This window comes from Paenibacillus pasadenensis (genome assembly GCF_002864175.1).
Taxonomy (GTDB): domain Bacteria; phylum Bacillota; class Bacilli; order Paenibacillales; family Paenibacillaceae; genus Paenibacillus_O; species Paenibacillus_O pasadenensis.
The window spans coordinates 352,629-366,068 of record NZ_NFEZ01000003.1 but is presented as its reverse complement, the minus strand read 5'-3'; the positions used below and the strand labels follow the sequence as shown (position 1 = coordinate 366,068).

13 protein-coding genes are annotated in these 13,440 nt (G+C 67.5%); 9 read left to right on the top strand and 4 right to left on the bottom strand.

From position 1 onward, the window contains the following. The first annotated feature begins 63 nt into the window (after positions 1-63). Together B8V81_RS05240 and B8V81_RS05235 are read left to right on the top strand one after the other, a co-directional pair. Entirely contained in the window at positions 64-786 is a 723-nt protein-coding gene (locus B8V81_RS05240) for an NAD-dependent protein deacylase (protein WP_028597578.1), read from the top strand. 298 nt (positions 787-1,084) lie between these two features. Next, positions 1,085-1,642: a nitroreductase family protein gene (locus tag B8V81_RS05235; RefSeq protein WP_028597579.1), complete on the top strand. Its 558-nt coding sequence runs from the start codon at positions 1,085-1,087 to the stop codon at positions 1,640-1,642. Positions 1,643-1,678: 36 nt separating this feature from the next. Here the strand turns inward: B8V81_RS05235 and B8V81_RS05230 are convergent, their stop codons facing one another. Further along, on the bottom strand, positions 1,679-3,310 hold the full coding sequence (locus B8V81_RS05230) for an AraC family transcriptional regulator (RefSeq protein WP_101807905.1): 1,632 nt from the start codon (positions 3,308-3,310) through the stop codon (positions 1,679-1,681). Between the two features lie 125 nt (positions 3,311-3,435). Between B8V81_RS05230 and B8V81_RS05225 the strand changes: the two genes are divergently transcribed. Genes B8V81_RS05225 through B8V81_RS05200 form a run of 6 tightly spaced genes read left to right on the top strand, consistent with a single transcriptional unit; the run spans position 3,436 to position 10,829 of the window. Further along, the gene (locus B8V81_RS05225; protein WP_052332958.1) at positions 3,436-5,283 is read left to right on the top strand and encodes an IucA/IucC family protein; all 1,848 of its coding nucleotides are present in this window, start codon (positions 3,436-3,438) and stop codon (positions 5,281-5,283) included. Next, positions 5,280-7,298, top strand: a complete 2,019-nt coding sequence (locus B8V81_RS05220) for an IucA/IucC family protein (protein ID WP_052332959.1) — start codon at positions 5,280-5,282, stop codon at positions 7,296-7,298. The genes B8V81_RS05225 and B8V81_RS05220 overlap by 4 nt, the downstream gene beginning before the upstream one ends. After that, positions 7,282-8,676, top strand: a complete 1,395-nt coding sequence (locus B8V81_RS05215; protein WP_028597580.1) for an AMP-binding protein — start codon at positions 7,282-7,284, stop codon at positions 8,674-8,676. Before B8V81_RS05220 ends, B8V81_RS05215 begins: the two co-directional genes overlap by 17 nt. A 38-nt stretch (positions 8,677-8,714) precedes the next feature. Next, entirely contained in the window at positions 8,715-8,951 is a 237-nt protein-coding gene (locus B8V81_RS05210) for a phosphopantetheine-binding protein (protein WP_339280068.1), read from the top strand. A gap of 1 nt (position 8,952) precedes the next feature. Further along, a complete protein-coding gene (locus B8V81_RS05205) occupies positions 8,953-9,960 on the top strand; it encodes a DUF6005 family protein (protein ID WP_101807903.1) in 1,008 nt (335 codons plus the stop codon). Then, positions 9,957-10,829, top strand: a complete 873-nt coding sequence (locus B8V81_RS05200; RefSeq protein WP_101807902.1) for a sugar phosphate isomerase/epimerase family protein — start codon at positions 9,957-9,959, stop codon at positions 10,827-10,829. The genes B8V81_RS05205 and B8V81_RS05200 overlap by 4 nt, the downstream gene beginning before the upstream one ends. 68 nt (positions 10,830-10,897) lie before the next feature. Here B8V81_RS05200 and B8V81_RS05195 read toward each other — a convergent pair whose 3' ends face one another. The 3 genes from B8V81_RS05195 to B8V81_RS05185 form a co-directional block, all read right to left on the bottom strand. Then, positions 10,898-11,173, bottom strand: coding sequence for a hypothetical protein (locus B8V81_RS05195; protein ID WP_101807901.1), 276 nt, complete (start codon positions 11,171-11,173; stop codon positions 10,898-10,900). A gap of 15 nt (positions 11,174-11,188) precedes the next feature. Continuing rightward, on the bottom strand, positions 11,189-11,491 hold the full coding sequence (locus B8V81_RS05190; RefSeq protein ID WP_219623309.1) for a hypothetical protein: 303 nt from the start codon (positions 11,489-11,491) through the stop codon (positions 11,189-11,191). A 123-nt stretch (positions 11,492-11,614) separates the two neighbouring features. After that, positions 11,615-12,493 carry a helix-turn-helix transcriptional regulator gene (locus tag B8V81_RS05185; protein ID WP_101807900.1) on the bottom strand — a complete coding sequence of 293 codons (879 nt, stop codon included), beginning with the start codon at positions 12,491-12,493 and terminating at the stop codon, positions 11,615-11,617. A gap of 137 nt (positions 12,494-12,630) precedes the next feature. Here B8V81_RS05185 and B8V81_RS05180 point away from each other — a divergent pair, with 137 nt between their 5' ends. Beyond that, entirely contained in the window at positions 12,631-13,404 is a 774-nt protein-coding gene (locus tag B8V81_RS05180; RefSeq protein ID WP_101807899.1) for a sugar phosphate isomerase/epimerase family protein, read from the top strand. Positions 13,405-13,440: the final 36 nt, after the last annotated feature.

Genomic DNA, 13,440 nt, shown 5'->3' with positions numbered 1-13,440 from the left:
CTTGACGGAGCAAGCTGTTCCAGCCGAGGCATCATCTACCCTGACTAGAGGAGAGTGGCGGCCATGACGGGTCCAGACTATCGCGAGGCGATCGGCCGCAGCCGGCGCATCGTCTTTTTCGGCGGCGCCGGAACCTCGACCGAAAGCGGAATTCCCGACTTCCGCTCGGCCGGCGGCCTGTACGAGCAGCGCACGAGCAAGATGTACGCGCCGGAAGAGATTTTGAGCCGGGACTTCTTTTTCGACCATCCCGGCGACTTCTATGCGTTCTATCGGGAGCATATGCTGCATCCGCAGGCGCTGCCGAACGCGGCGCATCTCAAGCTCGCCGAGCTGGAGCGGGAAGGCCGGCTGAAGGCGGTCGTCACGCAGAACATCGACGGGCTGCACCAGCGCGCGGGCAGCGTCAACGTGCTGGAGCTGCACGGCTCGGTGCATCGCAACCGCTGCCTCGACTGCGGCCTGTTCCATCCGCTGACGGCGGTGACGGGAGATCCGCGGCCGGTGCCGCTCTGCTCGGAATGCGGCGGCATCATCAAGCCGGATGTCGTGCTGTATCAGGAAAACCTCGACTTCGAGCTGCTCGAGCGCGCCGCCGAGCAGATTCGGCAAGCGGACACGCTGCTCGTGGCGGGCACCTCGCTGACCGTGCAGCCGGCGGCGGGCCTCGTCTCGCTGTTCCGCGGCGACAGCCTCGTCATCATCAACCGCACGGCGACGCCGCTGGACCGCATGGCGACGCATCTCGTGCGCGGCAGCATCGGCGAGGCGCTCGGGTCGCTGTAGCCGACCTGGGCCGCCCTTGGATCGTGAGGACGGACGAAGGCGCTTCACGACAAAAGGCCGGCCGATTCGGGTCCGTCCAAATGGAGGCGCAGGAACAGATCCCAAACGAGCCGCCTCGCCAGTCCAACGACTGGCGAGGCGGCTTTTTGCGCGCTTGGCAGGAAGGATCGCGGCCGAGCGGGCGGTTTTTTTGTCCATGCAAAAGGGGCAATGCTCTCCATAGCCTCGCCGGCGCAGGCACGGTTATGCTAGGACATGCGGGCGGCAAGCCGCTCCGCAGCTTGAGACGGAGGTAGCCATGGAACTGAACGAACTGATTCGCGGACGGCGCAGCGTGCATGTATTCGAGGATCGCGAGGTCGATCCGCAGCTCGTCTCCGACCTGCTCGATACGGCGGTGTGGGCGCCCAACCATCGCATGACCCAGCCGTGGCGGTTCATCGTCGCCGCAGGCGAAGGACGCCGCAAGATCGCCGACGCCTGCCGCGCGATGAACGAGCGCTGGGAGCGGGATCCGGCCAAAAAGCAGGAGACCGGCCAGAAATATTACCGCAAGATCATGAGCAATCCGCTGATCGTCACGGTCGTCATGAAGGAAAATCCTTACCTGCAGGTGAGGGAGGAGGATTATGCCGCGACGGCGACGGTCATCCACAACTTCAGCCTGCTCGCCTGGGAACAGGGAATCGGCATGGTATGGGAAACGTACGAGTGGCTGCACGAAGACGTCTTCCGCGAGGCGGTCGGCATCCGGCCCGGCGAGCGGGCCGTCGGCAACCTGCATGTCGGCTATCCGAAAGCGATCCCGAAGGCCGAGCTGAGAATCCCGGCCGCGCAGCTCATCACCTGGCTGTAGCCGGCGGAGGCGGCCAGGCGCGAGGCTCGAGCCGGATCAGCGCACGCGCGCGGCTCCGCGGGGCATGCCGCTGAAGTAGCGGGCGCAGTCGTAGATGGCGAACTCCCGCCCCGAAGGTCCCCATGGATCCCATTCGCGGCTGTCAGGCACATGCAGCCGGCCTTCGCGGACGGCGCGCAGCTCCCTCCAGGCCGGGTGGGCGCGCAGCCGGGCCAGCTCGCGCGCGTCGCTCCATACGACGAGGATGCTGTCCGGATCCATCGACAGCAGCTCCTCGAACGCATGGCTGCGGTAGAAGCCGTGGCGGATGCGGCTGTGCGGGCAAAAGCCGAGCGCTCGATAGAACAGATCGCTGAAGGCATGGCCGTCGGCGCCGAACAGGCGGAAGTCGCCCGGCAGCACGCGCACGATCGCCAGCTCTCCGGCCGCTGCGGCGGCGGAGGCGAGCTGGCCGCGATACGCGAGCTCGATGCCTTGCACGCGGCTTACGGCGGCTTCCGCCTCGGCTTCCCGGCCGAGCATGGCGCCGAGCGATTCGAGGTAGGCCTGCCAGCCGCCGAAGCCGTCCATGCAGACGGTGTTCGGCATGCCGCGCCACGGGCCGTCGGTCGGATTGCCGCCGAAATCCATCTTGATGATGAGGTCGGGCGACAGGCTCTGCACGTCGCGCGGGAGGATGGAGGTCTCGGCGTTGAGCGGCTTCGTGCCCTCCAGCTGCGGCTGCAGATAGTCCGGGAATCCCGAGGGCGTGCGATAGACGCTCGGAAAGGCGGGCGCGGCGACCGGCTTGATGCCGAGCGCCAGCAGATGATCCTGCAGGAACAGATGGCTGACGATCGCGACGCGCGTCGCGCTGCGTCCGGCGAAGGCGCTGGGCGAGACGCCGGCCGTCTTTTTGAACAGCCGGCTGAAATACAGCTCGTCCGCGTAGCCGACGCTGGCGGCGATGTCGCGCAGCGTCGGCCGTCCCGGCTGCCGCAGCAGCTCCTTAGCCTGGCGCATGCGCAGCTCCGTCAAATAGGCGGTCGGCGACTGCCCCGTCGCTTTTTTGAACGAGCGGCAGTAGGCGCTCGGCGTCAGGCTGGCCATCCGCGGCAGCTCCCCGACCTGGATCGGCTCCATATAGTGCGTCTCCAAATAACGGATCGTGCGCTGGACCGCTTCCTGAGCGCCGTTCTCCTCCTCGCCCGGCATGAGGCTGACCCGGTGCAGCAGCTCGTAAAGCAGCGCCTGCCGCCGGAAAAAGGCCGAGGGCGTCCGGCTGCGGCCGAGCTCGAGCATGCCGCCGAGCAGCGTCAGCACGGAGCTCGGGGCGGCGATGCGGACGCTGCGTCCCGGCAACTCGGGAGCGCCCGGCCGAGGCTTGGCCGCGGCGCATAGAGGGAGCACGGACGGCCCGCTGCCGTCGTACTCCAGCACATAGGCGTCGAGCGGCCGATCCGGCTGCAGCTCCGCCTTGATCCAGGTGCCGGGAGCGAGCGCCCAGCAGCTTTCGGGCTCGAGCGGGCAAGGCTGTCCGTTGAGCTCGAGCCGGCCGGAGCCGTCGAAGAGGAAGATGAGGGCATGGCGGAGCAGGCGGAACGGCTGGACCGGCGATCCGCCCTCGAGACGATGGCGTTTCAAGGAGACGAACGTATAAGAAGAAGCGCGCTTCGTGACGCTGGGCATGGAAAGCTCCTTTTTTTTGTGGATTTAATGAGAATGATTATCATTATTATAATCGTTCCTTCCTGATCCTGGCAAGCCGCCCGACCAAAGCGGATGCCTGAATAAGTTGAACAAGGGGGTCTATTATGAACGAGGCCAAATCGGTCGCGGAGCGGACAGCTCTGCAGGCGATGGTCAACTGTTATGCCCGCGAGGCGGGAGCGGACGCCGAGCTGCGGCTGCCGCAGGAAACGCCGGCCGGCGCGCAGCCGGGCCGGGCCGGCATGCTGGAGCTGCGGCTGAGCGCGCAAGGCATCGTGCTGTGGGTCGGGCTGGACTACCATTCGCCGACCGGCCGGCATGCGGCCAGCGGCAAGGCCTGGTACCGGCCGGAGCTCGGCGGCGCGCTGGCGGAGGCCGACTACATCACGGCGTCGGCGCTGCTCGTGCAGGAGCTGGCGCTGACGAGGCCGGGCCTCGCGCGACGCGACGAGCTGCTGCTGCGCATCATCCAGAGCTGCCGCAACGTGGAGGAGATCGTCGCCGCCGCGCTCGCCCGGCCGGAGCCGGAGTCCGGCGGGAACGACTTCCTGTCCGCCGAGCAGTCGCTCGTCTTCGGCCACGGCTTCCATCCGACGCCGAAAAGCCGCCAAGGCATGAGCGGCGCGGAAGCGGGCGTCTACTGCCCCGAGCTCGGCGGGCGCTTCCGGCTGCATTATTTTCAGGCGCATCGGTCGATCGTCAAGGAGCGGTCGGCTGCCGGCAGCCCGGCCTCGGAGCTGCTGCGCGGCGAGCTGCTGGCCGATCCCGAGGCCGCGCCGGAGCTCAAGAAGCGCTGCGCCGAAGCCGGCTGGACGATGCTGCCGGTGCATCCGCTGCAGGCGCGCTGGCTGCTGGAGCAGCCGCGCACGCAGGACTGGCTGGAGCGCGGGCTGCTGCGGAGCCTGGGGCCGGGGGGCAGAGAGTATTTTCCGACCTCCTCCGTCCGCACGGTGTATCATCCGGATGCCGCCTACATGCTGAAGTTCTCGCTGCGGGTGAAGCTGACCAACTCGCTGCGGGTGATGAAGATCAACGAGCTGGAAAGCGGCATCGAGATTCGGCGGCTGCTCGATACGCGCATCGGCGAGGCTTGCCGGGCGTACCCCGGCTTCGCGGTCATGACGGATCCGGCCTACGCGACGCTCGGGGAGGAAGAGGGGCCGGCGAGCGGCTTCGAGGTCGTGCTGCGGGACAATCCGTTCCGCAGCGGCGGCTCCTGCCGCGCCGTCACGCTCGCCGCGCTCGCCCAGGAGGCGCTGCCGGGCCGGCGCTCGCCGCTCGGCCGCCTGATCGGCCGGCTCGCCGAGCGGACGGGCCTCGCCGAGGCCGAGGCGTCGAGGCGCTGGTTCCGCCGCTATCTCGAGCTGTCGCTGCGGCCGCTCGTCCGGCTGCATCTCGCGTACGGCATCGCGCTCGAAGCCCATATGCAGAACAGCCTCGTCGAGCTGGACGGCGACGGCTGGCCGGTGCGGTACTGGTTCCGCGACAACCAGGGCTATTATTTCAGCCGCTCCATGCTCGGCGCGCTCGAGCGCGAGCTGCCGGGCATCGGCAGCAAGAGCGGCGACGTGTACGCCGACGAGGTGACGGACGAGCATCTGATCTACTATTTGATGGTCAACCATCTGTTCGGCCTCGTCGGCGCGTTCGGCGTCGAGGGCTTGGCGAAGGAGGAGGAGCTGCTGCTGGACATCCGGCGGGAGCTGGAAGCGTTCCGTCCGCTGGACCGGGAGGGCTCGCGCTTCCTCGAGCGGCTGCTGCAGGCGGAGGAGCTGCCGTGCAAAGGCAATCTGCTGACGCGGCTCCATGACATGGACGAGCTGGAGCTGCCGCTGGAGCGGCAGTCGGTCTATGTGCCGATCCCCAATCCGCTGCTCGCCGCGGCAGGGCTCGGACGAAGGAGCGGCGGGCGCCGGGCGCTTGCCGAAGCGATGGGAGGAGGAGCTTCATGAGGCCGGACAGGCGGGAGGAAAGAACGCGGCAGGACGAGCTCGTGCGGAAGAACGAACGATCGACGCAGGACGAGCCGTCCGGGCAGGGCGAGCTCGTGCAGAAGGACGAACGATCGACGCAGGACGAGCCGATGCCGCAGGACGAGCTCGTGCAGCGGGCGCTGCGCTCCGCCGCTTACGACGAGGTCGGCGAGCGGATGCGCCGCCAGCTGGTCGAGTCGATGCTGTTCGAGCGGCTCGTGCCGTTCGAGGAGCTGGAGGCGGCAGGACATGCGGAAGGAGAAGGCGCGGCAGGACGCGGGCGGCTAAGGTTCGCGCTGCGGGCAGCGGACCGGGACGGCGCCCCCGTCCGCTATGAAGCGGAGGGGCGGCGGACGGCGACGTTCGGCCGCATCCGGCTGGACGGGCCGGTGCGCCGCAGATCGGCCGGCGGCACGGCGGAGGGAACGCCGCTCGGCATGATGATGGCGGAGCTGCTGCGCGGCACGGAGGTCGAGCCGGACAGCCTCGCCGCGTTCATCCGCGAGCTGGAGGAGACGCGCCTCAAGGACGCCGTCTATCGCTGCCTGCATCCTTCGCCGGTCGCCGAGCTCCGCGAGCTGCCGTACGGCGAGCTGGAGACGGCGCTCGGCGAGGGCCATCCTTATCATCCCTCGTACAAGTCGCGGGTCGGCTTCGACTACGCCGACAACTTCCGCTACGGGCCGGAATATCGCCCGCAGCTGCGGCTGCTGTGGGCGGCGGTGCGGGACGACGGCTGGCTGCATCTTGCCTGCGCGCCGGAGCGGACGCTGGAGAGCCTCGCCCGCGAGGAGCTGGGGGAGGAGACGCTGGAGGCGTTCCGCTCCAAGCTGCGCGGGCTCGGGCATGATCCGGACGCCTACGCGCTGCTGCCGGTCCATCCTTGGCAATGGCGGCGTCAGATCGCGCGGGCGCTGGCGGACTGCATCCGCGAGGGCACGGTCGTGCTGCTGGGCGAGGGCGGAGACCTCTATGCGCCGCAGCAGTCGATCCGCACGATGACGAACCGGTCCCGGCCCGAAAGGCCGTACGCCAAGCTGGCGATGAGCCTCGTCAACACGTCGGCCTCGCGCTATCTCAGTCCGCATTCGGTGGCGAGCGCGCCGCAGACGTCGCGCTGGCTGAGCGGCATGATCGGGCGGGACGCCTATCTGCGCGACGAGGCGAGGCTCGTGCTGCTGGAGGAATTCGCCGGCGTCGTCTACGATCCGCCGCCGGCGGACGAGAGCGTCGAGCCGGACATCTACGGCGTGCTCGCCTGCCTCTGGCGCGAGTCGCTGGAGCCGAAGCTGGAGGAGGGCGAGCAGGCCGCGCCGTTCAACGCTTTGTTCGCGGAGGATGCGCGCGGCACGTTCGTCGGCCCCTGGCTGGAGCGCTACGGCGCCGAGCGCTGGGTGCGCCGGCTGCTGGAGGTGTCGCTGCTGCCGGCCGCGCATCTGCTCGTCGTCCATGGCGTCGCGCTGGAATCGCACGGCCAGAACATGGCGCTGCTGCATCGCGGCGGCTGGCCGGAGCGAGCCGCGCTCAAGGACGTGCACGAAGGCTTCTACTACCATCCGCCGCTGCTGGCCGAGCCGCAGACGGTTCCAGACTACCGCTCGATCCACGAGAACTTCCGCCTCGCCGCGCCGAACGCGCTGTTCGAGCAGGACGATCCGGCGGCTGTGCGCGATACGCTGCTGGACGCGCTGCTGCTGTTCAACCTCGGCGAGCTGAGCTGGATGCTGGAGCGCCGCCACGGCTTCGCGGAGGAGGCGTTCTGGGAGCTGGCGGCAGAGCTGCTGGACGCGCATTTCGAGCGCTTCCCGCAGCCTGCGGAGCGGATGGAGGCGTTCAGCCTGTTCCGTCCGCTCTGCCAGGTCGAGGCGCTGACCAAGGGCCGCCTGTTCCCCGATCCGACGGTGACCTACTGCCACGAGGCTCCGAACCCGCTGCTGGCCGCCCGCAGCCGAATTCAGGAAAGGAAGGCGATGCTCCATGTCCAGCCGATTTGAATCGCATTGGTCCGGCTTCCGCCGGCTGCCGCATCTCGCGCGGCCGTCGGGGAGGCTGTACGCGCTATGCCTCGAAAGCCGCGAGGAAACGGCCGCGCTCGCGCTCTATTTGCGGGAGGAAGGCGGGTCCGCGCTGCTGCTGAGCGAGGACATGCCGCTGGACGCGGCGTTCGAGACCTCGCTCGAGAGCGGCTGCTGCGGCCTCGTCTACGGCCGCGCGGAGCAGTTCCTGGCCGGTCCGCAGCCGCAGGAGCGGACGCCCTGGGAGCCGTCGCTGCTCCAGCACTCGTCCGGCACGACCGGCCGCTCCAAGCTGCTGCGGCGGACATGGGCCGAGATCGCCGAGGAGACGGCCGACTACAACCGGGCGCTCGAGCAGGCCGGCGCGGGGGCGGACAGCGGCCTGACAACGGTCGTGCTCGCGCCGGTGTCGCATTCGTTCGGGCTGCTGTGCGGCGTCGTCGCCACGCTGGCGCGGGGAGCCGAGCCGGTGCTCGCTCCGGCCCGCAATCCGAAGGCGATGCTGGCCGCGCTGCGCGAGCATCCGCGCCATCTCGTCTACGGCGTGCCGCTGCTGTTCCATCTGATTTCGTCGCTCGCGGGAGAGGGCATGCGCTTCCACAGGCTGCTCTCCTCCGGCGCGCCGATGACGGAGCCGCTGTTCAAGCGGCTGCAAGCCCAGGCGGATACGCTGATGCAGCAGTACGGCTGCACCGAGCTCGGCTGCGTCTCGCTGTCGGCCCGCATGGCCGGCGTGCAGGACATCGGGACCGAGCTCGGCCGCTTCGAGGCGCGGGCGGGCGGCGGCCCGGACGAGCCGGCGGAGCTGACGCTGCGCCGCCGGGGGCCGCTTGCCGCGAGCTCCGGCGAATACGGGCGCGGGGTCGGCGCATCCTGGCGGCCGCTGTCTGCGGCGGAGAAGAGAAGCGGCGAGCGTCGTCCGGACGGGATCGTGCTTCCGGATCCGGGAGGACGCCTCCCGGAGCGCGGAGCTGCCGCCGCGCAAGCGGAGTTCCGCACCGGCGATCTGGCCTACCGCGCCGAAGACGGCGGGCTGCGGCTCGTCGCCCGCGCCGACGACGTCATCAACATCGGCGGACGCAAGGTGTATCCGGCCGCGGTCGAGCGGGCGCTGCTGCAGGTGGCCGGCGTGCGCGAGGCGGTCGTCTACGGCAGCCGTCATCCGGTCATGGGCGAGCGCGTGAGCGCGCGCGTCGTCGCCGACGGCAGCGTCGGCGAGGAGGCGATCCGCGAGGCTTGCCGCAGGCTTTTGCCCGCCTACCAGGTGCCGGCCGCGATCGCGCTCGTCTCCAGCCTGCCCGCGCTGCCCTCGGGCAAGATCAGCCGCGCGCGACTGCGCCGGGAGGAGGAATCATGATGCCGAGAGAAGCGAGAAGGAGCGGGCTGCGCGGCCTGATGGAGCAGGACCTCGGCCTCGGACAGCTGCCGGAGCGGCTGGACGACGAGCTGCGGCTCGCCGAGGACCTGGGGCTGGACTCCATCCTCGTCATGCAGCTGATCGTCTGGATCGAGGTGCGGCTCGGGCTGGCGGTGCCGGATGCGGAGGTCGATCCGCGCGCGCTGGCGACGGTCGGATCGGTGCTGGACTTCATGGGGGAGCTGCGCCCGCTCGCAGCGGAAGGGAAGGGTTGACATGAGCATCAAGATCCATTGCCTGATGAGCTGCCTGTGCGAGATCGTGAAAAGGCGCGGAGAGGCCGACCACCGGCCGTTTTATTTCGGCGTGTGGGATGCGGAATTCGACGTGACGGACGACGGCCGCCTCGCCTATCATTCCGAAAGGCTGTCGCATCAGCGGCGGTTCGACGACTACGAGCGGCTGTTCGGCCTGCGCGCGCAGCGCTGGCATGACCCCGGCCTCTCGCCGGAGCGCAACGTGGAGCGGCTGCTGGAGCTGATGAAGGAGCAGCCGGAGCATCGCTACCTGCTCGTCATGCTCGACATGAGCCGGCTGCCGGACCGCGAGACGAAGGCGAGCATGAGCCCGTTTCCTCATTATCTGATGGTGTCGAAGACGGATCGCGACGATACGTGGTTCGTGTTCGACCCGGACTTCCGCTGGGAGGGCGAGGCCAAAAAGGACGACGTCGTGGCGGCCATCCTGGCGATGGGCGAGGACGGGGCCGGCTACTCGATCGATGCGCAGGCCGTGGGCGCGCCGAGCCTGGAGCTCGTGGACGCGTACTTCCGCGAGACGTTCCGGCCGGAGCGCAACGAGCTGACGGAGCAGGTGCGCGCCATCGTGGCGAGAGCGGCCGGAGCCGGCACGCCGGAGGCGCTCGCCTATCTGCTGCCGGCGCTGAAGCAGCTGAAGGTGCTCGCGATCCGCAAGTACGGCTACGAATACGCCTTGATGTATTTCCAGGATACGCTCGGCTACTCGCGCGACCGCTTCCTGAAGTGGGCGAACCAGATCGAGGACCTGTGCCAGACGTACTCGACCGCCCACTACTTGTCCGTGAAGATCGCCATGACCGGCAAAAAAGCGCTCGTCGAGACGCTGCTTGAAAGCCTCGACGAAGCCGACGCGATCGAACGCGGCATCAAGGAGGAGATCTGGCGCCAGTACGACGGCTGGCGGCAGGCGGCGCTCGGCGAGCCGGCCCCGCCGCTGCGGGGGCAGGCGGAGGTGCCGGCATGAAAACGGCGCTGTGCACGATCTCGTTCCGCCACCAGCTCGTCTCGTTCCGCGAGCTGGCGGAGCTGGCTGCCCGGCTCGGCTATGACGGCATCGAGCTGTGGGGCGCCCACGCCGCCCAGCTCCATGAGCTGAACCGCCGGCAGGCGGAGGAGGATCTCGCGCGGCTGCGCGCGCACGGCCTCGGCATCTCGATGGTGAGCCATTATGTCGACATCTCGCCGGAGGCCGACTTCGCCGCGAGTTGCGACAGCTGCCAGCGGCTGATCGAGCGCGCCCTTTGGTGCGGGGCTCCGCGGCTGCGCATCTTCGCCGGCAGCCGCGGCAGCGCCGAGCTGGACGGCGGCGAGCGCCGCGTCGTCATCGAGCAGGCCTGCGAGCTCGGGGCGCTCTGCCGCGAGGCGGGCGTGCAGCTGCTGCTGGAGACGCATCCGGCGACGCTGCTCGACACGCCGGCGATGGCGGCGGAGATGATGCGGCTGGCCGATGCGCTGCGGCCGGGAGCGGCGCTGCTCAACTTCGACGCCCTCCATCTGTGGGAGGCGGGAGGCGAGCCGTCCGCCTGCTGGCGGGCGCTGAAGCCGTGGATCGGCTATGTGCATCTCAAGAACATCGACCGGCTGGAGCATGTCGGCGTATTCCGGCCGGACATCGTTTATGCGGCCGGCGGCAGCCGCGAGGGCATGGTCGCGCTCGGCGACGGCGCGATCGACTACGAGCCGCTGCTGGAGCTCGCCGCGGGCGAGCCGGAGCTGTACGGCTCGGTCGAATGGTTCGGCGGAGACCCCGCCGGCATGCTCGCCCGCGAGAGCGTCTGGCTGCGCGGCCGAATCGCGCGGGCGCAAGCGGCGGCCGCAGGCGCTCTGCGCTGAGGCTTTCTTTGGGGTAAAAAAAGCTGCTCCGCCAAGTCCGTCGACTTGGCAGGGCAGCTTTTTTGCGGCTAGCTTCCGCTCGCTGCGATCAGCGCGCTCAGCATGGAAATGGCGAGTCCGACGCCGATCAGGATCAGGAAAAGCAGCAGGTAGGCGCGGCTCAGGTTGCGCTTGTTGACGTTGGCGTTCTCGCCGAACGCCCATACGAAGAGCAGGATGAGGCCGACGATCGGAATCGCCAGGAGCAGCTGGGTGACGAACCAGTTGCCGGTCGTCATGACCGAGCTGGAGCCGCCCCCGTGATACGGATCGCGGGCCGAGCCGGAATAAGGCTGTGCGTTCATGTCGAAATTCCTCCTTTAGACCGGCATTTCGCTCAACGCGCTGATCATGACAGCGCCGAAGATCGCGAATAGGACGAGGTAGAATGCGATGCCGATGAGCGCCCAGAGCAGATAGGCGCGCGAGAAATGCTTGCGGTTGAGATTGGCGCTGTCGCCGAACGCCCAGACGAACAGCATGACGATGTTCACGATCGGAATCATCAGGATGACGAGCGTGATCAGCCAGGATTTGACGCTGACGGGCTCGTCGCTGCGATAAGGCGCGTAAGGATTCGGGCCGGACGGGCTTCCGTCAAGCGGTTGGATGGTCGTTTCCATCGGTGGACTCTCCCCTTGTCTATAATCGAACCCAAAGATTATCGGCAGGAAGATATGGGAAGTTGAGTGTTTTTTATAAAAAGGATGGAAATGCGAGGGTCGACGTTATCGTGCCGTGACCGGTCATTCCGGCCCGGTTTCTCCGCCCGAACCAACCGGGCCGCCCGAGCTGGCCGAGCCGCCCGAGCCAACCGGCCCGCCCGAGCCTCGCTCGTGGTGAAGCGAACGGTACTCCAGCGGCGAAAGCCCGAAATGCGTCCGAAAGACGCGGTGGAAATAAGAATAGCTGGCGAAGCCGCATGCCTTCGCGATCCGCTCGAGCTTCAGCTCGCCGTATTTGATCTGCTCGACGGCCGCTTGCAGCCGGATCTCGATGGCGTACTGGATCATCGTCTTGCCGAACTGCTCCTTGAACAGCCTCACCGCTCGGGAGAGGCTCAGTCCGGCATGCCGCGCGGCTTCCTCGAGCTTGAAGGTGGAGAAGGCCCGCTCCTCGATGAACCGCTTGATCTTGAGCGCCGCCGTTCCCGGCGTCCCGCTCGGCGCGCTTTCGGCGATCGCCCGGTCGATATACAGGCAGAGGCTGCGCAGAAGCGCGTCCTTCAGCTCGGCATCCTCGTCGAGGGCATGGCGGCGCTTCTCCAGCAGAAGGCTGCGCCAGAGCGTAATGAGCTGCTCGTCGGCTCCGACGCGGCTGACCGTCGGGCGCTCTTTGCGGCTCCACCAGGCGTCGATCCAGGGACCATGGCAGAACAGATAATAATCTCCGCTCGACAGCCGTCCCTTCTTGGCCGGCTCGCTTATGCTCAGATGGTAGTCGTCGCCGGGCCGAAGCAGGAGCAGGTCTCCTCCCGCAAGCCTGTAGGAGGCGCCGCCCGAGCTGACCTCGCAGGTGCCTTCGGCCTGCAGGCGAAATAGGTAATGCTGCAGGCCGCTCCTCACATCATGGAGAAACGGCTTGTAATGGCTGGAATAATCGCAGATCAGCAGGGAAGTTTCCACCGGGAACGGCCTCCGTCTTCAGATTTCCAAGCAAATCGTTCATGTTTTGCCGGAATTGTATATGTTCATTCTAGAGGGGGATCGCCTAGAATGAAACCTGAGCCTAAAAATCCTTTCCGTAGAGGAGATCGACCACCATGACCAAGATCAGCATCGGCCTGCAGCTGTTTACGCTGCGCGAGGAGACCGCATCCGATTTCAAGGGCACGCTGCGCAAGGCGGCGGCGCTCGGCTATCAAGGCGTCGAGTTCGCAGGATACGGAGACCTCTCCGCCGAAGAAATGAAAGCGACGCTGGACGAGCTGGGGCTGAAGGGCTTCAGCAGCCACGTCTCGCTGCACGCGCTGCGCCAGAACCTGCAGAAGGAGATCGACTATCTAAAGACGATCGGCGCGACCTACATGATCTGCCCTTATCTGATGGAGGAGGACCGGCCGCAGACGGGCGAGGGCTGGACCGCTCTGTTCGCCGAGCTGCAGGCGATCGGCGCCGAGGCGGCCAAGCAGGGACTGGTCTTCGGCTATCACAACCATGACTTTGAGTTCCACGGTCAGGTCGGCGAGGAGAATGCGTTCGACGCCATGTTCCAAGCGACGGCGCCGGAAGCGGTCCAGGTCGAGATGGACGTCTGCTGGGTGCAGTTCGCCGGACGGGATCCGGTGGCGTACATCGGCAAGTATGCCGGCCGGCTGCCGCTCCTTCATCTCAAGGACTTCGCCCTCGACGAGCAGGGCGGCATGAAGACGCTGGAGCTCGGACAAGGCGGCGTGGACCTGCCGGCCGTCATCGAGGCGGCCGAGGCAGCGGGCGTGCAGTGGCTGATCGTGGAGCAGGATCATTGCCAAAATCCGCCGCTCGAGAGCGTAGCGAACAGCTACGCCTGGGTGCAACGCCATTATTTGACCGTTTGAACGCTTGATTCCAATTTCGATTTCGATTTCAATTCC

Excerpts from the sequence above, each read along its gene's own strand:
- B8V81_RS05240 (WP_028597578.1), top strand. The coding sequence starts at position 64 with ATGACGGGTCCAGACTATCGCGAGGCGATCGGCCGCAGCCGGCGCATC.
- B8V81_RS05235 (WP_028597579.1), top strand. The coding sequence starts at position 1,085 with ATGGAACTGAACGAACTGATTCGCGGACGGCGCAGCGTGCATGTATTC.
- B8V81_RS05230 (WP_101807905.1), bottom strand. The coding sequence starts at position 3,310 with ATGCCCAGCGTCACGAAGCGCGCTTCTTCTTATACGTTCGTCTCCTTG.
- B8V81_RS05225 (WP_052332958.1), top strand. The coding sequence starts at position 3,436 with ATGAACGAGGCCAAATCGGTCGCGGAGCGGACAGCTCTGCAGGCGATG.
- B8V81_RS05220 (WP_052332959.1), top strand. The coding sequence starts at position 5,280 with ATGAGGCCGGACAGGCGGGAGGAAAGAACGCGGCAGGACGAGCTCGTG.
- B8V81_RS05215 (WP_028597580.1), top strand. The coding sequence starts at position 7,282 with ATGTCCAGCCGATTTGAATCGCATTGGTCCGGCTTCCGCCGGCTGCCG.
- B8V81_RS05210 (WP_339280068.1), top strand. The coding sequence starts at position 8,715 with ATGGAGCAGGACCTCGGCCTCGGACAGCTGCCGGAGCGGCTGGACGAC.
- B8V81_RS05205 (WP_101807903.1), top strand. The coding sequence starts at position 8,953 with ATGAGCATCAAGATCCATTGCCTGATGAGCTGCCTGTGCGAGATCGTG.
- B8V81_RS05200 (WP_101807902.1), top strand. The coding sequence starts at position 9,957 with ATGAAAACGGCGCTGTGCACGATCTCGTTCCGCCACCAGCTCGTCTCG.
- B8V81_RS05195 (WP_101807901.1), bottom strand. The coding sequence starts at position 11,173 with ATGAACGCACAGCCTTATTCCGGCTCGGCCCGCGATCCGTATCACGGG.
- B8V81_RS05190 (WP_219623309.1), bottom strand. The coding sequence starts at position 11,491 with ATGGAAACGACCATCCAACCGCTTGACGGAAGCCCGTCCGGCCCGAAT.
- B8V81_RS05180 (WP_101807899.1), top strand. The coding sequence starts at position 12,631 with ATGACCAAGATCAGCATCGGCCTGCAGCTGTTTACGCTGCGCGAGGAG.